Source organism: Rossellomorea sp. RS05, assembly GCF_039822645.1.
GTDB lineage: Bacteria > Bacillota > Bacilli > Bacillales > Bacillaceae_B > Rossellomorea > Rossellomorea marisflavi_B.
On record NZ_JBDKWY010000001.1, the window covers coordinates 1,432,946 to 1,453,070 of the forward strand.

Annotated in this window: 25 protein-coding genes; 5 read left to right on the top strand and 20 right to left on the bottom strand. The window is 48.8% G+C overall.

Going from position 1 to position 20,125, the window contains the following annotated elements; translation table 11 throughout:
* Positions 1-41: 41 nt before the first annotated feature.
* Positions 42-581, top strand: coding sequence for a CDP-diacylglycerol--serine O-phosphatidyltransferase (gene pssA, locus ABJ225_RS07505; protein ID WP_218246252.1), 540 nt, complete (start codon positions 42-44; stop codon positions 579-581).
* A gap of 115 nt (positions 582-696) precedes the next feature.
* On the opposite strand, the gene ABJ225_RS07510 is transcribed toward pssA, so the two are convergent.
* The gene (locus ABJ225_RS07510; protein WP_162838944.1) at positions 697-837 is read right to left on the bottom strand and encodes a hypothetical protein; all 141 of its coding nucleotides are present in this window, start codon (positions 835-837) and stop codon (positions 697-699) included.
* Positions 838-1,206: 369 nt separating this feature from the next.
* Here ABJ225_RS07510 and ABJ225_RS07515 point away from each other — a divergent pair, with 369 nt between their 5' ends.
* The gene (locus ABJ225_RS07515) at positions 1,207-1,491 is read left to right on the top strand and encodes a hypothetical protein (protein ID WP_218246253.1); all 285 of its coding nucleotides are present in this window, start codon (positions 1,207-1,209) and stop codon (positions 1,489-1,491) included.
* A gap of 120 nt (positions 1,492-1,611) precedes the next feature.
* Complete coding sequence (sigK, locus tag ABJ225_RS07520) at positions 1,612-2,325, top strand: RNA polymerase sporulation sigma factor SigK (RefSeq protein WP_048016280.1); 714 nt, start codon at positions 1,612-1,614, stop codon at positions 2,323-2,325.
* A 69-nt stretch (positions 2,326-2,394) separates the two neighbouring features.
* Here sigK and ABJ225_RS07525 read toward each other — a convergent pair whose 3' ends face one another.
* The 4 genes from ABJ225_RS07525 to ABJ225_RS07540 all read right to left on the bottom strand — a co-directional run bounded on the left by ABJ225_RS07525 (position 2,395) and on the right by ABJ225_RS07540 (position 6,575).
* Complete coding sequence (locus ABJ225_RS07525) at positions 2,395-3,534, bottom strand: toxic anion resistance protein (protein WP_347319237.1); 1,140 nt, start codon at positions 3,532-3,534, stop codon at positions 2,395-2,397.
* Positions 3,535-3,545: 11 nt separating this feature from the next.
* Positions 3,546-5,219 (bottom strand): vWA domain-containing protein, encoded by a 1,674-nt coding sequence (locus ABJ225_RS07530; protein ID WP_347319239.1) that lies wholly within the window; start codon positions 5,217-5,219, stop codon positions 3,546-3,548.
* A 16-nt stretch (positions 5,220-5,235) separates the two neighbouring features.
* On the bottom strand, positions 5,236-5,964 hold the full coding sequence (locus ABJ225_RS07535) for a hypothetical protein (RefSeq protein WP_238281566.1): 729 nt from the start codon (positions 5,962-5,964) through the stop codon (positions 5,236-5,238).
* 173 nt (positions 5,965-6,137) lie between these two features.
* Positions 6,138-6,575: a hypothetical protein gene (locus ABJ225_RS07540; RefSeq protein WP_347319241.1), complete on the bottom strand. Its 438-nt coding sequence runs from the start codon at positions 6,573-6,575 to the stop codon at positions 6,138-6,140.
* A gap of 422 nt (positions 6,576-6,997) precedes the next feature.
* On the opposite strand from ABJ225_RS07540, the gene yunB reads away from it, so the two are divergent.
* On the top strand, positions 6,998-7,756 hold the full coding sequence (yunB, locus tag ABJ225_RS07545) for a sporulation protein YunB (protein ID WP_048006174.1): 759 nt from the start codon (positions 6,998-7,000) through the stop codon (positions 7,754-7,756).
* 227 nt (positions 7,757-7,983) lie between these two features.
* Here the strand turns inward: yunB and ABJ225_RS07550 are convergent, their stop codons facing one another.
* From ABJ225_RS07550 to ABJ225_RS07575, 6 genes are all read right to left on the bottom strand, one after another.
* Entirely contained in the window at positions 7,984-8,127 is a 144-nt protein-coding gene (locus ABJ225_RS07550) for a YrzI family small protein (RefSeq protein ID WP_179125840.1), read from the bottom strand.
* A gap of 538 nt (positions 8,128-8,665) precedes the next feature.
* Entirely contained in the window at positions 8,666-8,893 is a 228-nt protein-coding gene (locus ABJ225_RS07555; RefSeq protein ID WP_218246258.1) for a YrhC family protein, read from the bottom strand.
* Between the two features lie 94 nt (positions 8,894-8,987).
* Positions 8,988-10,124 carry a bifunctional cystathionine gamma-lyase/homocysteine desulfhydrase gene (locus ABJ225_RS07560; RefSeq protein ID WP_347319244.1) on the bottom strand — a complete coding sequence of 379 codons (1,137 nt, stop codon included), beginning with the start codon at positions 10,122-10,124 and terminating at the stop codon, positions 8,988-8,990.
* On the bottom strand, positions 10,121-11,050 hold the full coding sequence (locus tag ABJ225_RS07565; protein WP_347319246.1) for a PLP-dependent cysteine synthase family protein: 930 nt from the start codon (positions 11,048-11,050) through the stop codon (positions 10,121-10,123). The genes ABJ225_RS07560 and ABJ225_RS07565 overlap by 4 nt, the downstream gene beginning before the upstream one ends.
* Positions 11,051-11,095: 45 nt before the next feature.
* Entirely contained in the window at positions 11,096-11,788 is a 693-nt protein-coding gene (mtnN, locus tag ABJ225_RS07570; RefSeq protein ID WP_056535198.1) for a 5'-methylthioadenosine/S-adenosylhomocysteine nucleosidase, read from the bottom strand.
* Between the two features lie 16 nt (positions 11,789-11,804).
* On the bottom strand, positions 11,805-12,443 hold the full coding sequence (locus ABJ225_RS07575) for a class I SAM-dependent methyltransferase (RefSeq protein WP_347319248.1): 639 nt from the start codon (positions 12,441-12,443) through the stop codon (positions 11,805-11,807).
* A gap of 169 nt (positions 12,444-12,612) precedes the next feature.
* On the opposite strand from ABJ225_RS07575, the gene ABJ225_RS07580 reads away from it, so the two are divergent.
* On the top strand, positions 12,613-12,819 hold the full coding sequence (locus ABJ225_RS07580) for a DUF2536 family protein (RefSeq protein WP_079516442.1): 207 nt from the start codon (positions 12,613-12,615) through the stop codon (positions 12,817-12,819).
* 53 nt (positions 12,820-12,872) lie between these two features.
* Here the strand turns inward: ABJ225_RS07580 and ABJ225_RS07585 are convergent, their stop codons facing one another.
* The 9 genes from ABJ225_RS07585 to ABJ225_RS07625 all read right to left on the bottom strand — a co-directional run bounded on the left by ABJ225_RS07585 (position 12,873) and on the right by ABJ225_RS07625 (position 20,107).
* Positions 12,873-13,565 carry a YrrS family protein gene (locus ABJ225_RS07585; protein WP_056535193.1) on the bottom strand — a complete coding sequence of 231 codons (693 nt, stop codon included), beginning with the start codon at positions 13,563-13,565 and terminating at the stop codon, positions 12,873-12,875.
* 81 nt (positions 13,566-13,646) lie between these two features.
* Positions 13,647-15,395, bottom strand: coding sequence for a peptidoglycan D,D-transpeptidase FtsI family protein (locus ABJ225_RS07590; protein ID WP_347319251.1), 1,749 nt, complete (start codon positions 15,393-15,395; stop codon positions 13,647-13,649).
* A 95-nt stretch (positions 15,396-15,490) separates the two neighbouring features.
* Positions 15,491-15,967, bottom strand: a complete 477-nt coding sequence (gene greA, locus ABJ225_RS07595) for a transcription elongation factor GreA (RefSeq protein WP_048006184.1) — start codon at positions 15,965-15,967, stop codon at positions 15,491-15,493.
* A 170-nt stretch (positions 15,968-16,137) separates the two neighbouring features.
* Positions 16,138-16,773, bottom strand: a complete 636-nt coding sequence (udk, locus tag ABJ225_RS07600; protein ID WP_053426487.1) for a uridine kinase — start codon at positions 16,771-16,773, stop codon at positions 16,138-16,140.
* A gap of 230 nt (positions 16,774-17,003) precedes the next feature.
* Positions 17,004-17,657 carry an O-methyltransferase gene (locus ABJ225_RS07605; protein ID WP_347319253.1) on the bottom strand — a complete coding sequence of 218 codons (654 nt, stop codon included), beginning with the start codon at positions 17,655-17,657 and terminating at the stop codon, positions 17,004-17,006.
* A gap of 174 nt (positions 17,658-17,831) precedes the next feature.
* Positions 17,832-18,971, bottom strand: a complete 1,140-nt coding sequence (gene mltG / locus ABJ225_RS07610) for an endolytic transglycosylase MltG (RefSeq protein ID WP_148984600.1) — start codon at positions 18,969-18,971, stop codon at positions 17,832-17,834.
* A gap of 146 nt (positions 18,972-19,117) precedes the next feature.
* The gene (locus ABJ225_RS07615) at positions 19,118-19,405 is read right to left on the bottom strand and encodes a DUF1292 domain-containing protein (RefSeq protein ID WP_048006187.1); all 288 of its coding nucleotides are present in this window, start codon (positions 19,403-19,405) and stop codon (positions 19,118-19,120) included.
* A 15-nt stretch (positions 19,406-19,420) separates the two neighbouring features.
* A complete protein-coding gene (gene ruvX, locus ABJ225_RS07620) occupies positions 19,421-19,837 on the bottom strand; it encodes a Holliday junction resolvase RuvX (RefSeq protein WP_218246263.1) in 417 nt (138 codons plus the stop codon).
* A gap of 3 nt (positions 19,838-19,840) precedes the next feature.
* Positions 19,841-20,107, bottom strand: a complete 267-nt coding sequence (locus ABJ225_RS07625; protein ID WP_048006427.1) for an IreB family regulatory phosphoprotein — start codon at positions 20,105-20,107, stop codon at positions 19,841-19,843.
* Positions 20,108-20,125: the final 18 nt, after the last annotated feature.

Here is a 20,125-nt window from a genome sequence, read left to right on the forward strand (position 1 = left end):
ATCTTATATTATCTTTTTCTTTGAATAAGGAGTGAGGTTCATTGTTTCTCTCCGAAGCACTTGATCAAACCGTAAAAAAACTGAAAGCCCATGCAGCCAATTTCGTGACGCTACTCAACCTGTCCCTTGGGGGGTTCGCCATTGTCTCTGTCCTGCATAACCAGCCTCATCAGGCCTTATTATTCATCTTCATCGCTGCTCTCACGGACCGTTTCGACGGGATGGTGGCCAGGAAGCTGAACGCAGAGTCAGATCTTGGCAAACAGCTCGATTCCATGAGCGACATCGTTTCATTCGGGGTGGCACCGGCTGTACTCATGTATTATGCCGCGCTCCAGTCATTGGGTGTGGTAGGGGCATTCTTCATGATTTTCTATATCGGCTGCGGCGCCTATCGACTTGCCCGCTTCAACATCACCGATAATGCCGGTTACTTTACAGGGCTTCCCATCACGGCAGCAGGCTGCCTTGTGACCCTTTCCTATCTCGCCATTCCCCATGTACCGGTTGGGATCATCCTGACGACGATGATCCTTATGTCCCTTTTGATGGTCAGCCCGTTCACCATCAAAAAAGTATGAAAACCATTATATAAAAAAAGGATGCCCGGTTCGCGTAAGAACCGGGCATCCTTTTTTATACGTATCATACCAGGGTGCATCCCCGCCTAAGGAGCACCGCGGCAACTCCTATTGATCAGCAGCAGCAGGTCGTATAGTACCACCAGCCTCCGAAAAGGAAAAGCAAGATCAACAGGATGACACCGAGGGCGAACAGATAGCCGCCTCCACCGTAGTAACCTGGATAGCCCGGTCCATAGCATGGATATCCGTACATGGGTTTCCCCCCTCCCGTACTTCCTGTAGGTAGTATATGTAGGTTGGGACGCACGGGTATAGGCGTTTCACCAACTCCCCTGTCGTTTTCCAACCCTTGTCCTACTCAAAGAAGTGCTTTTCACAAATCACATGCGGAAGTATACATTCGTGGGTGGTTATTGATAAATCCCATTGAACCATACTTCTTTGTATAAGATGAATCTTTCAAAATACCGATTTCCTTTTTTATCCTTACAGCGTATACTTTTGATACACTTGATTCCGGTAAAAGGAGTGGTGATGGATGAGAAATTTATTCTTTTCTGCTTAGGGGTCTATGATTATTGCAGGTAGACTGCTAATTTTTCAACGTGCTGACCATTACGTTTTGTACACTGTATCATCAGCCTTCTGCGTGTCCATTGCAGTGAATGGCCTGGTGATCTGTTCCCTTTCCCGTTCCTCCTTTTACAGATCCTCTATGTATTCAACCGTCGTCTTTAACGGACTTTTTTCCGGAATGATCGGATTACTCATCCTGCACGTTTACGATGAACCATTTGAGGTGGATGCGGTGGACCTTTTGACTCCTTATATTACGTTGTTCTTCCTTTCTTTCTTGCATGCCATCATCATGTTGATCATGATCAAATGGAATCCAAATCTTGTGTAAAGACTCTCTCCGGGGCTATTCATCAAATCCCTTTCCCCTTACTTCCAGAGGACATGCAAGAGACTCCACTCGCTAACATAGGTATGGGTTATAGGCAAAAGTCCTTTTGGAGGTGGAACCATGTCTGGAGTTCTGACAGCGCTCGGCTATTTCGTGAAAGAATTGTTCTTCCTTGTTTCCTATGTAAAGAATAACGCCTTTCCACAACCGCTATCGGCAGCAGAGGAACGGAAATACTTACGGCTCATGGCAGAAGGGGATGAGCACGCGAGGAATATGCTGATCGAGCATAATCTTAGGCTCGTGGCACATATCGTGAAGAAATTCGAAAACACCGGAGAAGACCCCGAAGACCTTATCTCCATCGGCACGATCGGGCTGATCAAGGCGATCGAGAGCTATTCCGAGGGTAAGGGAACGAAGCTTGCCACCTATGCTGCCCGTTGTATCGAGAATGAGATTCTTATGCATCTCAGGGCACTCAAGAAAACGAAAAAGGATATCTCCCTTCACGATCCGATCGGTCAGGATAAAGAAGGGAATGAGATCAGCCTCATCGATATCCTTAAATCGGAAGCCGATGATGTGATCGATACAATTCAGCTCAGCATGGAACTGGAGAAGGTCCGGAAATACATCTGCGTCCTGGATGACCGGGAGAAAGAGGTCATCGTCGGCCGTTTCGGACTCGACTTGAAAGAAGAGAAGACACAGCGGGAGATCGCGAAGGAACTGAACATCTCGAGGAGCTATGTGTCCCGGATCGAAAAGCGGGCCCTGATGAAGATGTTCCATGAGTTTTACCGAGAGGAGAAAGAGAAACGGGGAAAATGATCATCTGAACAGTGAAAGCCCGCCGGTTCGTCAATATGACGGAGCCGGCGGGCTTTCTTTTGTGATGATTCAGAACTGGATTTTCGATCCCTTCTCCAGGCGCTGGATCTGCTCTTCCCCTGTTGCGGCGAGCTCCTTGAACTGGTTGATTGTTTCCCGCATCTGCGGAAGGGCCTCTCGCTTGTAGGTGGAGATCGAGTCCATGGCTTCGATGACATCGCTGAAGGCGGTCTTGAGGGTGTCGACGGAGATATTCGCTACCATCGCCTGCTTCTGGATGGCGGTCCCTTGATCTCTCAGCATTTTCGAAGTCCCGGCGATGATCGTATTCGTCGTCGCGTTCAGTGCTTCGATCTTCTTGAGGACGATCTTTTGATTGTACAGGGCACTTGCGACGGTCACGCCGATCCGGAGGGCGGAGATGGTGACCGTTTTCGCCCGGTCGACGCCGCGGATGAGCTCCCGGTTGTTCCTCACGACCATTTCATAAGCGATGATGCCCTGCTGGTTGACGACGAGCATCGTGTTCAGGTCCATGACCCGCTGGCGGAGAGGGAACAGGATTTCCTCTTCAATGAACCGGACCCGATCGGGATCTTCCCCCTTCTCACGTGCCACTTCCACCTGTGCGGCGATGGAGGCGTCCATGAGGGAGCCGAGTTCGATTTCCTTCTGAAGCACCTTGGTCAGCTCCCTGAGGGCGTGCTGTTCGATTTCAAGGGTGGTATTGTCATTTTTCAGGACATTCCTGCCCTTCTCCAGTGACTCAACGATATCGGATATGACGGTGTCGGCTTTCTGATACTTGGCGAAGTAGGCCCGCAGGGGATTGAACAGCTTCCCGAGGAGTCCCGTCTTGGCAAAATCAATCATGCTCGGGTCGAGGTCCTTGATTTCGATTTGAAGGTCGCTCAGCCCTTTGGCCACCTGTCCGCCCTCATCACCCGTCTTCGATAGATTGCCCACTGATACCTGCAGGAGGGCATTTTTGCTCGAAGACGATCGCAGGGTGTCCATCCCGAATGAATCAATGGAAGCAAGGATTTCCTTTTTCTTCTCAAGGGAATCGAGGTCGAGGTTCAGGACCGCCTGGACGTTCGCTTCCGCCGCTGCCTGAAGCTTCCTTACTTCCTCAGGCACAGGTTTGACCTCTTGTTCAATTACCTTTTTCACTTCTTCTTGTGTGGTCACACTCATGGAAAAGCTCATACAATCCCCTCCTATAATTGGACGTTGAACAGATTTCGGATCTTATAGACGACGTCGTCGGTATCGGCATTGATGCTGGCGGCCTCATTGATGGATGAAATGGTTTCGAGCGCCTTGAGGTCCGCGTTATACCCGATTGTATACACCGGGATTTTGTACGCTTCGATCAGGGGCCGGACGGCCTTCAATGAATTCCCCTGATTCGTATCCCCGTCGCTCAACACGAAGATGAGGGGGCGTGTATCCGGATTCTTCCCGAGCTCATCCTGGAGCATCTTCATGGCCACCACGATTCCGTCATAGGTGGCCGTACCGCCATTGGCCTGCAGGCTTTCCACAGCCCCGACGAATTCGGATTGCTGATTCACATCGAATTTTTTGATCGGCATATTGATGGCCACATCATCCGAATAACTGACCAGACCGATTGAATTGTCTTTCCCAAGATACTTTTGTCCTTTGAGGAGAGACTCTTTCAGCTTATTAAGCGATTCCCCGTCCATGCTTCCCGATACGTCCGCTACGAAAACGGCGGCAATCGACTGGCTGCCATTCTTTTTTTCCTTCCAGATTTTCTGGGCGGAGGTGATGGTGCTTCCGTCGAGGGGCTTCATTTCGGACTGATACTCTTCCAACCCATTGAAGCCATCCTTTTTGGCAAGCTCCTCGTAACGGTCTTGCTTGGCGAATTGAGCGAACTCTTCAAGCACTTTGACCTTTTCTGCAGGGAGCTCCCCAAGGGCATATAACGGGTTATCGTGTCGGACACCGAACGGCACGAATTCATAGGAATCTTTTAGATCGGAAGCGTTCGTATAAGTCTGATACTCAAGTACGAATCCATCCAACATCCCTGACTTGGCTGCTTCCCTCATTTGCAGGGTCGTAGAGGCTGTGAAAGGGACATTGGCCTGGAACGATTCAAATCCCTTCACGGCATCGTCACTCAGGACGTTTTTGTTGTCGAAAGTATTGAGGCCGGTGATGAGGAAGTTCAATCCCGTTGAGCTTGCGAACGGATCGGTATACCCCATGGCGAATTCATCCTCGGTCATGGCTTCCAATATGGTCTTCGCATTCACGGACCCGTACTTCTCGATGAGCTGATCATGTTTTTTCTTTGAGATCACGATGCCTGGCACATTCCCGACAAGGCGCTTTTCGATCAGGTTGGACTCCACTCCGGAGGCTTTGACCATTTCCCCCCACAGTTCATTGGAAGGAGCGAAGGCGTCAGGAATGCTTTTCCCTGATGTGATGTACTCTGTCGCCGTCCCGGATGCGATACTGCGGATGGTCACCTGGCCCGATGCGCCCGAGGCATTGAAGTCTTCCGCTACTTTATTCAGCCATCCTTCCTTCCCCTTCCCGGATTTTTCTGTAGAGGAAAAGATTTCGACCGTCGTATTCCCCGTCCCCTCTACGGTAAGAGGGAATTTCGAGATATCCGGAAGCTCGGAAGCTGCATCCGCCGGGTCGAGATCGATTTGACCTTTGATCGGCTTTTCTTTCGTCACGTCAATCTTACCGTATAGTTCATCCAGCTGTTTATCTGCACTTTCTGCCGTGATCTGCTTATCGGTTTTCCCGAGGTTGGAGGTGAGTTTGATCCCGAAGAAGACACCACCGAAGACCAACAGGACGATTAGACCGGAAACGAGCAGGAATTTTCCTTTTTTCATCATACGTTTCCCCTTTTCTTTATGTTTTATAGAGCTTTGTCTGATTGATGAGGGAATGGATTTCCTTCATGCAGGCCATGTTGTCGATATCTTCGATGGTGACAGTATTGAGACGGGTGATTTCAAGCAGCAGCTTATCGAGATCGAGAATGATTTCTTCATTGATCTCGATTGCCTGTTTGATGAAGAACAGATACTCTCTGTACAGGGATGTCTTCTCGGCTAGGAGGGTTTGACTGAGGCGCGGATCCTTGGACCGGACGGATTTGTATTCCCGCTCATCGAAGGCACCCGCTTTGTTCAAGAGATTCCTTACGTTCTGGAAAAAGAGCTGTTCCACCTCAAGGACCGTGTGGCTGAATTTCCGGTGACTCATTTCACCTTGCTGGAACCGGTCATTGATCGCCTGCTGAAGGGAGGCTTTTTTCTGTTCCAGGCGGTCCACCTGCTCGATGGCATAGTGAAGATCTTCACGAAGCGACTTTTTCCCGAAGAATCTGGAGAGGGCTTCCTTGTAGTCTTCATCTGAGGCAAGAGATAGGATCTGGAGCGGTTCTTCTTCCTTGAAACGAAGCGCATACACTCCGTAAAGGACACCTATGGCGCTGGCCGTGAGGATCGATGCACCGAGCGCTGCTTCAAGGGCACCCCCCGTCAGGGCCAAGCCGATAAAGCCGGGGGAAAATATCACGATGTTTGCCATCGTCACTCCAAGAATGAGGGCGCCGAGCTGAATCATTTTCTTCATTTTTCTCCCCTCCTTCGGTTAACTTTTCGGAAAAATGAAAAAATAGTCCCTACTTACTATACTACTATTGGAAAATCCTTTCAATCACTTCATGCAAAGTCCCTATACGAGATGACAACAGATAGGACTTATCAGGAAGGATCTCCCTTATCTGTCTTACGTATGGTGGAGGCTTATGGTTTCAAAATCATGAGCAGGATGATTGTGATATTGATGGCCTGTGTGAACCACACTTTCGGAAGGAACAGGGCCATGCGCTTCCGGTATTCCTCCATAAAATATGGGCCGCTTTCCTGATTGAGCATTTCCCACAATGATAGGGCGGCCTTCCTTGACAGGACAGCAGACGAAAAGCGCATGATGAAGAAGAGGATCAGGGAAGCGATGATCCAAGGCTCGAAAGGATAGCCGAGGATCACCATGCCGATACCGCTACCCAACAGGATGAAATCACTGCATTTCGCTAGTGTCCCCATTCCCCCAAGGAGCCCGAGGACCGTCCTTGCTCCTTCTTCTGAACGAGGGAATTGTAGCAGAAAGGGGAATAAGAACGTCTGTCCGAAACCGATGAGAGCTGTGGATACATGGATGATCACAACGATTGAATACATATCTGCCCCCTTCCCACTTATGAATATAGACCTACTATATGCGGAGCTCTCTGTCCTTTTCACCACATAAAAAGGCGGCCCTTTCCCAAGGTGGCCGCTTACCATGTTTCATCTTTCCTTTGTGGTCTCTGCCACTTTTCCTCCATAAAAAAAGAGGGCCTCCGCCCCCTTACTCTGCACCGACTTCTGCCGTGATGATCAACCCGATCGCCACGGTCACCACCAGACCCATAATCATGGAAAACATGACGCAAAACTCCTTCCATTGCTACGTCCTTACGGTCAGTATATCACCGCAAGTGCCTCATGAATCCTTCCATTCATGAACACCCTGTTGCGATTCTTTGACAGATATGTGTCCTCTCCTCCAGTCATAATCAATAACTCCTGACAATATAGTGAGAGTGAAGAGAGGTGACGGTATGTTCAAGAAGCGACGACCGAAACGATCTCCCCTACCTGCACGGCATGTCTTCATCATATCGTTCATCGTGTTCGTGCTGATGACGGTACAGAGTCTGTACATGATCAATAGGGGCATCGAGCCCGCACTCATGGAAATCGCTGAAACAACGACCCGGCAGTTCGCCGCCCAGGCCATCAACGATTCCATTTCCAAAAACATCTCTGAAGAGGTGGATATCAATCAGTTGATCGTCAAACATGAAACCGGCGGAGAGCCCAGCTATAGCTTCGACCCGGGTATATACAACAAGCTGATCGCAGAATCGACCGAAAGGGTCCAGCAGTACCTTGATTATGTGGAGAAAGGCGACCTGGAAAAGCTCGAGGCCTTTACCTCTGAGACGGAAATCGATTTTGAGAAAAGCAAAGATGCAAAAGGCATTGTGTATTATGTGCCCCTCGGCCTTGCAGCGAATAATACACTCCTTGCCAATATGGGCCCGCAGATCCCCATCCAGTTCATGATCATCGGGGACGTGCAATCGAATGTAGAAACACAAACAAATGTGGTCGGGATCAATAACACCTATCTCGAAGTGTATATCAACATTTCGGTTGAAATGAATGTAATCATTCCGAGGCGGACCAAAACGATCAAGGTGGCCAACAAAGTAAAAATCGGCGATCTGTTCATACCAGGGAAAGTCCCGGACTTTTATAGCGGGAACGGCAGCGGAAGCTCCCCTGCCATCCAGCTTCCGAAAAAAAGCGAATAGAAAAAGCGGGTCCGGTATCGGACCCGCTTTCTTCATTATTCCGGCATCCGCTTCTTCTTGAAGAACCTGCCGATCATCACTGTCCAAATCGAGATGGTCAAAAACATCCTGTCACCAACCCTTCACGTTCGTTAGGCTGTGTCCTTCTCCACCCAGAGCGCATTCAGCCTTTTCACTTGTATAAAAATCATGTTCATTCTCCTCCCTATGGTTTGATCGTACAGGTATTACAGCGTATGTGATGTGAAGTGTTGCTGTCTTGTCTTGGTTTCTTCGAAATGCTTCGAGACCGATTCATTATGTGTAGCTTCTTCGAATGACGTACGCTTCTTTTTCAACGTAAGCGTCACGAATAGTAAGTTCAGAGTCATGGCGATCCCCCCTTTCCAGTGTTGTTTTTTTGCATGAAAAAACCGCAGGGACTCCCTTCCCGGCGGCGCACAAAAAAGCCGCAGGAAGATGCATTCTCCCTGCGGCATTCATTCACATATTGGTCAGAATGAAAGATATCCCACTGTCGGTCGAATGGTAATATGAAGTTGTACGGCGTTGATTCCTTTGATCATCATCATGTTACTCGACCTCCGTTTCCGTGTGATATTTTTCTTACATTGGTTAGTATATCCAATTATAATGGAAAAGTAAACCACTTTTTTGAAAATGTTTTTTTCATACGATCAACTTAATCCTTTATACCGGTCATGATCTCCGTCCAAGACTTCGCGTTCCGCGGGTAGCGCGTGAGCCTACACACTAGGCTTGCGGGATCACTCTTCCCTCAGGAGTCTCCGTCTTGCACTCCAATCAACCGCTCGAAGCAATGAATAAATATCTAAAAAAACCCGAATTCATTTGCCTGATCCTTGGCGAATGAATTCGGGTTTGCTATAAAACGCTTTTATCTCAGCCTTATTCGTCTTCCATTATTCGTTTTTGATACATGATTGCTTTTTTGAAAAAAGTAAAGGAAGCAATCAGTAAGACCATGGTCATGCCCATGAGGCTGTACAATTTCACCGCGGTATCTGAAATGCCGGGGATCAATACGCCCAGATATAAGAATACGCTCAAATAGAGAAGGGTGAATCCAAACCGTCTATAGTCGGATCGCTTCTGTTCAAAGATGTTCTTATCCATCGTCGACACCTACTTTCGGACTAGTTAACTCACAATCTATGGTAACATATCCGGAGGGGTCGCCCCTCATGTAATTGATGCCATTCCTGCCAGCTTATTTAGAGAGCGCTTGATCGATATCCTCGATGAGATCTTCCACGTCTTCAAGTCCAACGGAGATCCTGACGAGGCCATCCGTAATGCCTAGTTCGTCACGACGATCCTTCGGAATCGATGCATGCGTCATGCGGGCTGGCACGGAAATCAGGCTTTCCACTGCACCAAGGCTTTCTGCGAGAGTAAAATATTTCGTATTGGTGAGGAGACGGTCAGCATTCGCCTCGCTGCCCACATCGAACGACACCATACCGCCGAAGCCGGATGCTTGCGCTTTTGCAATCTCGTGGTTCGGATGTGATTCAACTCCAGGGTAATAAACTTTGGATACTTTTGGATGCTGCAGGAGAAAGTCGACGATTTTCTTCGTATTGATTTCGTGCTCTTCCATACGGAGTCCAAGCGTCTTGATCCCACGGATGAGCAACCATGAATCCTGTGGACCCAGGACCCCGCCCGTAGAGTTCTGAACGAAGAATAGATCTTCTGCAAGCTGATCGGAATTCACGACCACGAGTCCCGCCACGACATCACTGTGACCTCCAAGGTACTTGGTGGCACTGTGAAGAACGATGTCTGCACCGAGGGCAAGAGGATTCTGCCAGTATGGCGTACTGAACGTATTATCCACGATCGTGAGCAGATCATGCTTCTTTGCAAGAGCTGCTGCTTCTTTGATATCCGTGATCTTCAGAAGCGGATTGGTCGGGGTCTCGATATAGACCGCTTTTGTGTTCTCACGGATCGCTTCTTCGATGGACGCCGGATTGCTGGAATCGACGAATGTCGATTCTATGCCGAGGCGGTTCAATACTTTTGTCATCACACGGTAGGTGCCTCCGTATACATCATCTGTGAGGACGACGTGGTCACCGCTGTTGAACAACATCATGACGGCTGTGATGGCGGCCATGCCGGAACCGAATGCGAATCCGCGTTCTCCGCCTTCAAGATCTTTGATTAATTCCTCAAGTGCATGCCTGGTCGGATTTCCTGAACGGGAATATTCAAACCCCTTATGCTTACCGACTTCATCCTGCTTATATGTGCTTACCTGATAGATCGGCGTGGAAACCGCACCCGTTTGTGGATCTGTCGGAATGCCACCGTGGATCAGTTTCGTTTTCTTTTTCATTCTGAACTTCCTCCTTCATAGATATCCTGACTTAAGTATCGTTCGCTGGAATCCGGAAAGATCGTCAAGAGATGGGACCCGGGTTCAGCCTGCTCTGCTTCGAGGAGTGACGCATACATGGCCGCACCGGAAGAGCTTCCGACGAGAAGGCCTTCTCTTCCGGCCAGCTCCTTGACCATGGTGAACGCATCTTTATCACTCACCGTATGAATCCTTTCGAAATAAGATGGATCCATATAGTCCGGCAGGAACTCCATGCCGATTCCTTCTGTGCGGTGGGAACCGGAAGGACCTCCGTTAAGGATGGAACCTTCAGGCTCGACGATGACGGTCCTGAGCGATGGCTTCTGCTCTTTCAGGAATCGCGCCGTCCCCATGAATGTACCACCTGTACCGGCGCCCGCTATAAACGTATCGATCCGTCCGTCCAACTGCCTCCAGACTTCCGGACCGAGTGTCTTGTAATAGGTCATGGGGTTTGCAACATTCGAGAACTGGGCAGGTGAATACGAGCCCGGGACCTCCTTCAGCAGCTGTTCGGCCTTGGCGATGGCCCCCTTCATCCCGTCGGCTGTCGGGGTGTTCACTACCGTAGCACCGAGGGCCCTCATGAGGGTTTGCTTTTCGACCGAGAACTTTTCCGGTACGCAAAACATCACTTTATAGCCTGAACTCACAGCCGCCAGTGCAAGTCCGATACCCGTATTGCCAGCCGTGGGCTCTATGAGTGTCCCGCCTTTTTTGATCTTGCCGGTCCGGATCGCATCTCCAAGTAGCTCTTTTCCAAGACGGTCCTTGACACTCCCACCCGGATTCATGAATTCCAACTTCGCGAAAAGCCGGACCCCTTCCTTCAGCGGGAAGTTCGTCAGTTCCACGATGGGTGTGTTCCCGATGAGGTCCTGTACACTGCTATATACTTCCAAAGGTTGCTCCCCCTTACAGAGCTGCCACAGGGACAGCTTCTCTCTTTATACGGACTCTACAATATTCATGACCATATTGGCTGAATGCAGGGCCGCTTTTTCCAGGTATTGATCGAATGACAGATCAGATTCCTTCCCGGCAATATCAGATAGGGAACGGATGATGACGAACGGGGTGCCGAATTGATGGGCAACCTGTGCGATCGCCGCCGCTTCCATCTCTACTGCCTGCAGAGAATCGAACTTATCACGGATTGCTTCTACCCGTGCAGGATCGCTCATGAATGAATCCCCTGTTGCGATCAAGCCGGAAACGACTTGTACGTCCCCCATCTTCTTCACCGACTGCACGGCGATTTCTTTCAACTTTTCATCCGCCGTGAAGGCAGCCGGTAGCTGTGGCACCTGACCGTACTCATAGCCGAATGCTGTCACGTCCACATCATGATGACGGACCTCTGTGGAAATGACCACGTCCCCGACGTTCAGTGCAGGATCGAATCCGCCTGCTGATCCAGTATTGATGATGCTGTCTGGCTTGAAGTGCTGTAGTAGGACCGCTGTTGACATCGCGGCATTTACCTTTCCGATTCCGGAACGTAGAAGAACGACTTCCTTCCCTTTCATTGTTCCACTTGTATATTCACACCCTGCGATGGTTTCGACCACAGGATTCGAAATGTTTTCCCTTAATAAAGTGACTTCTTCTTCCATTGCTCCAATGATGGCGATTTTCATAGTGTACGACCTCTTTCTACTGTTTAGTCGCCTCCATGATCCATACAAATGCATTCACCTGATCGAATGTGACTGTGAATCCTCTCGGTTCAAGGAGGGCTCTGAACACATCCAACGTGGTGTAGTATTCGCGTTTCAGGTCATCTGCTAGATTATGATATCCTTTTTCGATGGCTGCGGATATGGCGGCTTGATAGTGCCGGTCACTCTCGAACATGGTGTCGGCCCATACTATTTTACCACCACGGGGCAGGTACTTGCCATAAATCTCAAAGGCTTTTCCTTTTTCCTCATCGGTGAGGTGGTGAAATGCGTAGGAACTGACGAACGAGTCCACCGTCCCAACAAGATCGAAATCAAGGAAGTCTCCATCCCTGAAGGTGACCTGGTCCCCGAGTTTCTGCATGCCGATCTCCCTCATCTCAGGGGATGGCTCGAACGGCAGAACCTCCAGCTTGTTCTCCAAGAGCTTCTTCGTCAAATTGCCCGTTCCTGGACCGAATTCGACGACCCTTCCTTTTACACGGGCAGCCACTGCATCTAGTATGGCATCATAGTGTTCAAACACCGCCTGGTATTCGACATCATGACCCGTTACGGTATCATCGTATGAATCCGCCCAATCCTGGAATAAATCCAAAAACTCTCTACCCATCGATCCCACTCCTGTTGGAAAGTTTATAATTCCTATCCATATACTATGATTTAATTTTAAAACTGTTATTAAATTATCATATCCACCCCCATTATTCAACTGTTATCCATTGCCAAGGGGGCAAACAAGCCCTAAAATAAGGAGGCGAACCGATAAGAGGGGGAGAAACATGAGTATTTCATTTGAATTGATCAAGGATAAGGTCGAGTTCTTCGAGGCCGCAGATCTTTCCACACTAGAAAAGAAAATTACCGAGCAGATTGAATTGAATCAGTCGATCATGCTCAGGGTCCACCATGTACAGCATCATGTGACGGTAGATGAAAACAATCGCCGCCTCTATACGGCCGTGGTCCATTTCAAGCTGAATCAATGAATGCAGAAACAAAAAAATCCGCCGGGGTCCACATGACCCTGGCGGATTTTTCTTTAGTTTTTATCGTTTTCGATCAGTTCCTGAACCTTAGTCGGCTGCCAGCCCTCTCCATCGATCCACTGAAGATAGACCCTGTATGCCTGGGAGTCATTCTTTGCGGATACTGTACCGATGGATTTCTGCGGACTACCGTTTCCTTCGATATACCATACCGTCATATTGTTTTCTGGTATTCCGGTAGCGTAGGATAGAGCTTTCACCTTTTCGTTCCAGTCAGGTGTTCCCAGATCATAAGAAGATACGTGCTCTCCAGATTGTGAAGTGCCCACCGGCTTCCAGTCTGGATGCACAACGGTTTTATCCACATTCGGTTCGTCGCCATCCTGAACTTTCAGCTTGCTGTCGTCTTCCGACTTCAGATCTTTTTCTTTATCATCGTCGGATTTTTTTTCATCTTCGTCTTTTTTGTCCTTGTCCTCTTTGTCGTCAGCAGCTTTTTTATCATTTGAATCCTCATTATCTTTTTTGGCAGTATCGCTTTTATTTTCTTCAGCAGAGGCTTTCTTGTTCCCTCCGTTACCCGTAGAGGAAGAAGCCGTATCGGAGCTTTTGTCGTTCCCGCCTCCAATAAGGATCGAGCCGCCCACTACGAGGATCAATAGGACGACGACTGCAATCATGATATTCAGGATTTTATTGGTGTTCTTTTTTGATCGTTTATCTAATCGAGATTGGTACTTCGCCATGTCTTTCCCTCCCTATTATCCTCAATAGTTTAACAGACAGGGGAAAAAGAAGAAAGCGAAACATTATCCATTTCCTTCGACTCATTCCTGATCCAGACGGTAGAGGGCGTCGACGCTGTCCTTGAAGATCGGATAGATGCCACCTTCGTCCACTAGAACGTCCATATTCACCGCCACAAGGGCATACTTCGGGTCGTGGAAGGGGAAGTAGCCGGCGAACCACTTGTTATAAAGCTCATTTGCCTTGGTTTTCTCTCCCCTGTAGCTTCCGGTCTGGGCTGTGCCCGTCTTACCGGCGACTTCGTATGCCGCTTCCTGAAGATAAGGGGCCGTCCCTAGGGGAGAATTCACGACCCCGCGCAAGTACTGCTGCATTTTCATCGCTGTGAACGGGCTGATTCCTTCGCCGCCTTCCTGCCTCGGGAATGTCACCATATCCGCTCCGTTCTGATATTCAACCATCGATACTGCACTCACTTCGTACGCCTTTCCTCCCCTTGCGATCGTCGCCATCATATTAGCCATGCCGATGGGGGTCACCCTCACTTCATTCTGTCCGATTCCGGTCATGGCGATCTGGTTGCGATCCTCTTTTGCTTCATCTGACGCAAAGATCCTGGATTGTTCCAGCTTCAATTGGGAGAAATCCTCGTAGTGGAATACGTCCCCTTTCCAGGCGACATCACCCGTTAGGCCGAGTTTATCTGCGTACTCTTCAATGAGATCCGGGTCTTTTTCTGTCAGTTCATTGGCGAGGTCTGCAAATGTACGATTGCAGCTTGCTGCCAGACTGTCCCTGATATTGATCGAGCCGTGTGGCTTCTGTGCTTCCCCTCCCCTGATATTCCGGTCACAGTCGAACATCCTTGTTTCATCCACCATGCCTTCCTCAAGGCTCGCCGCTGCAATGACCGTCTTGAAGACGGAACCGGGTATGAGGGCCTTTCTCATATAATCCGTCGCTCCTTCTCCGAACGGATCCCCCTGTTTCATCTTCGGTCGAGAGACGCTGGCCACGATCTCACTGCTTGCGATATCGAGTAGGAGGAGCCCCCCTTTTTTCATCTCGTATGTATCAGCAACCTCTTCAAGGGCTTCCTGCGCCCTTGAATCGATCGTCGTCTTCACGTTTAATGGATAGAATGGATTGGCCGAGGCGACATATTTCACGTCTGCTCCGAACAGCGGTCCTCCCGTTGCATCCACATGATACACAAGCTTCGCCTGCTCCTCGGCTATGAGCCATTCGTCAAATATGCCCTGAAGCCCAGACACACCGACGGGCTGATTGGCCCCCTTGACCCTATCGGGATACCGCTCATGGAACAGGGTCGTGTTCTCACCCGTCACCCCGATCAGTTGTGCGGCAGGGATCACAGGCTTTTTCACTTTTTTCTTCACGGCGAAGACCCCTTGGACCTCCAGAGCGTTCACGCGGTCCATTTGAGACTGCGTAAGATCCACGCTGCCTTTCAGGACCACGGGTTCCTTTGCCCCGAGGAGATCCCGCTTGATGTCTGCTTCGTTCATACCTAGGATGGATGCTACAGTGGCGCTCGGCCACTCGATCTTATTCAGGAACGGGAAGAGCACCACGACATTTTCTTCATCGAAGGTCAGGGGATTGCCTGCACGGTCAAGGAAAGCCCCTCTCCCTTCGTCTATGACGATCTGCTGCGTCCGCTGTTCCACGCTGCTCTCAATCAGGTTGATTTTGTGTTTGGAGAATGACTCGGTCTGGACCAGTTGCACCTGCATCAGCCTTCCGATCAGACCAAACAGGATGGATAATAGGATGATACTTAAGAATAAGACCCGCTTCTTCTTCATGCTTTCACCTCTACCATCATTGTTGACGGTTCCGAGATGAATTAGTCCTTTGATTTTCTCCATAAAAAAAGAGGCCCGGAGGCCCCCTTCTTTTATCAGCTTACTTCTACGATCTTGACGCTCATTTCCCCGCCTGGAGTCTGAACCGTCACTTGTTCGCCTACTTTATGTCCAAGAAGACTTTTGGCGATCGGGGAGTCATTGGAGATTTTCCCTTCAAATGGATCGGCTTCAGCGCTTCCCACGATGGAATATGTTTCTTTATCGCCATCAGGAAGTTCGATGAAGGTCACCTTCTTACCAAGCTGGACCGTATCGGAATTATGATCATCTTCTTGGATAATCTTTGCGTTGCGGATCATATTTTCAAGCGTCGAGATGCGTCCTTCTACGAATGCCTGCTCATCTTTGGCTGCATCGTACTCAGAGTTTTCGGATAGATCCCCGAAGCTCCTTGCGACTTTGATGCGCTCGACGACTTCTTTACGTTTAACCGTTTTCAGGTTCTCTAGTTCTTTTTCTAACTTTTCTTTCCCTTCGATCGTCATCGGGTATACTTTTTCTGTACTCATGACCCTCTTCACTCCTTCTCTATTTAGAGCATCCCCTGGCTCTTTATGTACCATATTGCTTCAACATGTAAAGCGAGGGAATGGAGAAGATGAAACCCTTCTCCATTCCCTGATGATGTTCAATTGTGGGGATTTGTAAATTTTGGACTTTATTTATCTATGCTATCGTATTACAAAAATGACTTTTGTTCAAGAATTGTTTGAATTTTTGTGACCATGAGGTCGATGGCCACATGATTATGGCCGCCTTCCGGGATGATCACATCGGCATATCGCTTCGTCGGTTCGATGAATTGATTATGCATCGGACGGACGACCGTGATGTATTGATCAATGACGGAATCAATGGAACGCCCTCGCTCCTTAATATCACGAAGCATCCTTCTGATGATGCGGAGATCGGCATCGGTATCCACGTATAGTTTAATATCCATTAAGTTGCGCAATCTCTCATCTTCTAATACAAGGATTCCTTCTAAGATGATCACATCTTTCGGCTCAACAGGGATCGTTTCATCCGAACGCGTGTGCATTTTGTAATCGTAAACGGGTTTCTCCACGTGCTGATGATTCAGCAGGCCTTGGAGATGTTCAATCAAGAGGTCATTATCGAATGCCAGTGGATGGTCATAGTTCGTTTTCAGACGCTCCTCGAATGGTAGGTGGGATTGATCTTTATAATAATAATCCTGCTGCAACATGAGGATGGAATGGCCCTGGAATTGTTCGTAGATCGCTTTCGTTACGCTAGTCTTCCCTGACCCTGAACCTCCTGCTACACCAATGACGACGGGTTTCTGCTTCATAAGGTTACGATGTTCTCCTTTCGAATCATGCAGTGCTCCTGCTCTGCATGATCTTTCACAATTTATTATGGGTGGCGGACAACATCCTGCTCATTCCCTTTTTCATCCCTGGTTGTATGATGGTGTGAATGACCGGATCTGAACGATCCTTCTTTGACCACTCAGCACCCTCCTCCAGCCCCGCTCATTTTTTCATGCATGCATGAAAGACGGTCAGCTTCACCGGAGTATCAGGCTTCTACACGGGTGCCCCGCTTTTTGCTGATTGCGACCCCGTCCCCGACCGGGAGGATCGACGTATCATATTCAGGATGATCCATCAGCCATTTGTTGTAGTCCTGCAGTTTTTTCACCATGTTACGGATCCGCTTCTGCTCAACCACTTCCTCTGCCACCAGTCCTTTGAACAGAACGTTGTCAGAGTATACGACACCTTCAGGGGTCAGCATCTCGGAATAACTGTCGAAGAATTTGCGATACTGACCTTTAGCAGCATCGATGAAGACCGCATCATACGGACCATGTTGCTTTACATCTTCCTGCAGCTCGAGGGCATCACCGAACAGGGTGATGACCCTGTCACGTGCAGATGAACGGCCGAGGAACTCCTGTGCCTTCTCATACCTTTCTTCGTCCCTTTCAAGTGTGACGATGGTGGTATTGGGAAGCGCTTCGGCCATCCTGAGTGCAGAGTATCCGATTGCCGTACCCACTTCAAGGATCCGCTTCGGCTGTTGGATCCTGAGCATTCCGAGGAGCGCCTCGATGCCGACAAGCTCCATGATCGGCACCCCGTTCTCCTCAGCATATGCTTCCATTTCCTGAAGCAGATCGGAACGGTCCAGAACAATGGATTCTATATAATCGATTATTTTTTCGTCCACGGAATCAACCTTCTATCGTTTATTTTCCGGCCCATTGAGCGTAATGAACATGAAAAGAAGAAAGCTACCTTGAGCTTTCTACTTAAAACGCCGGGCATCGGTATATGAAAATAACTTGTATCATTTTATCATATGAAGAGGAGGAAAGCGAATATTTCTTTCCTCCTCCATGGTTCAGTCCTTCTTATTCGTGATGTATTTTTCTTTCTTCTCATTATGTTCATCCAAGGTTTCCGAATAGTAAACGGTCCCGTTCGATGAAGCAAGGAAGTAGTAGAAATCCGTGTCTTCCGGTTCCAATGCCGCTTCGATGGACGATACTCCTGCGTTTGAGATCGGTCCCGGCGGCAGTCCTTTATTCTTGTACGTATTGTAAGGAGAGTCCACTTCAAGATCTTTGTAGGTGGTCCTTGCCTTATGTTTACCTAGTGAATACAGCACGGTTGGATCCGTTTGGAGAGGCATGTCCTCTTCGATGCGGTTATAGAAGACGCTTGAGATCTTCCCTCTGTCCGCTTTCTCCGTCGCTTCTTTCTCCACGAGGGAGGCAAAGGTCAGAAGTTCATGAGGGGACATTTTCTTCTCTTTCATGGCTGGCTCATATTGAGCCAGCACTTCGTTCGTCTGGTTGATCATTTCCTTCAGGATGCTTTCAAGAGATGGCTTCTTTTCATAGAACGAATAGGTTGCCGGATACAGATAGCCTTCAAGCGGTCGTTTGATCTTTTTGTTTGAGACATCTTTCGTAATGAGATTCGGATATTCCTTCTTTAATTGCTCGATCCATTTCTTATCTTCCAGCTTCTTTTCCACTTCCTGCTTCGAATACGGTGACTTCTCACCAATCAACCCGGCAATCTCATCAAGTTGCAGGCCTTCTGGAACGGTGATGGTGAACTCCGCGTCGCGGATCACCCTGCCGGTCTTCAGGCTTTTGATGATTTCATCCATGGTCATGGAAGGGGTGAGACCGTAGCTCCCTGCCTGGAAGCCTGATTCATTGTTGAACTTCACATAATACTTGAATACCGTCGCATTCTTCACGATCCCCTTGTCTGCAAGAAGATCGGCGATGGTGGAGACCCCGGAGCCGATCGGCACCTCTACATTAACGGGCTTGGAGTCATCGGGGTCAACGGGCTTCAGGGCGGATTTGACATAGAAATAGCCGCCTACCGCCGTTCCCCCTATAAGGATGACCACGCATAGAAGAATGAGGCCGACGATCTTCCTGATGGATCTTGCTTCGGATTGTCGTTCGAGTAATTTTTTCATCAGCGTTTCCTTTATCTCTTTTTTATCTGTCATAACCATTCCCCCTTTCGAGCAAAAAGCGGGATATCCGACATTGATTTCGACATCATCTCCACCATTATACAATATTTTGCACAAAGAAAAACAGGGACCGGTAAAAAGGAGAGAGTTTTCTCCCTTCACCGGCCCCTGCATGTAAGGAATCCTTATTCCATTTCTTCATCTTCAAGGAATGTGTTGAGCATTTCCTCGATCATGTCCCACTCATCTTCTGTTTCGATCGGCTGCAATTCGCCTTCTTCGCCTTCGTTTCCAGGCAGGAATGCAGAAGCGTGGATTTCGATTTCTTCTTCGTCATCTTCGTCTGCTCCAAGTGGATAATACAGGACGTATGATTTGTTGAATTTATCTGATTCGAATGTGAAGAGGACTTCACAAAGCTGTTCGTTTCCTTGTTCGTCTACTACTGTGATTTGTTTTTCGCCATGTTCCATTTTAAATACACCTCATTATTTTTGACTGTCCAAGAATCCCTGAAGGATCATGGAGGCAGCCATTTTGTCGATTACTTTCTTACGCTTCTTCCTGCTCACATCTGCCTCAAGGAGAACCCTTTCGGCAGCCATCGTACTGAGCCGTTCATCCCAAAAGACAACGGGTACACCGAGCTCGATACGGACAAGCTCTCCGTAGGCTTGTGAAGCTTCCCCTCGGGGACCGATGGTATTGTTCATATTCTTCGGCAGGCCGACGACGACCTTGCTCACTTCATATTCTTCTGCCAGCTCCTTGATCCTGTCGAGCCGGAACGTATTCTTCTCTTCGTCTATCTTGATGGTTTCGATTCCCTGGGCCGTCCAGCCGAAGGCATCGCTGATGGCGACACCCACGGTCTTCGAGCCGACATCCAATCCCATAGTGCGCATGTGTTATCCCTCTTTATGCTGTTTCAAATACGATTTGACTAATTCTTCGATGATTTCATCGCGCTCAAGGCGTCGGATGATATTCCTGGCATCTTGATGCCTTGGAATGTACGCGGGATCTCCGGATAGTAAATACCCTACGATTTGATTGATCGGGTTGTACCCTTTTTCCTGAAGCGCATTATGGACTTGAAGGAGGACTTCCTTCACATCATGTTCAAATGGCTCCTCGGAGAAATCAAATCGCATCGTTTTGTCAAAAGAACTCATCATTGACACCTCTCTTCA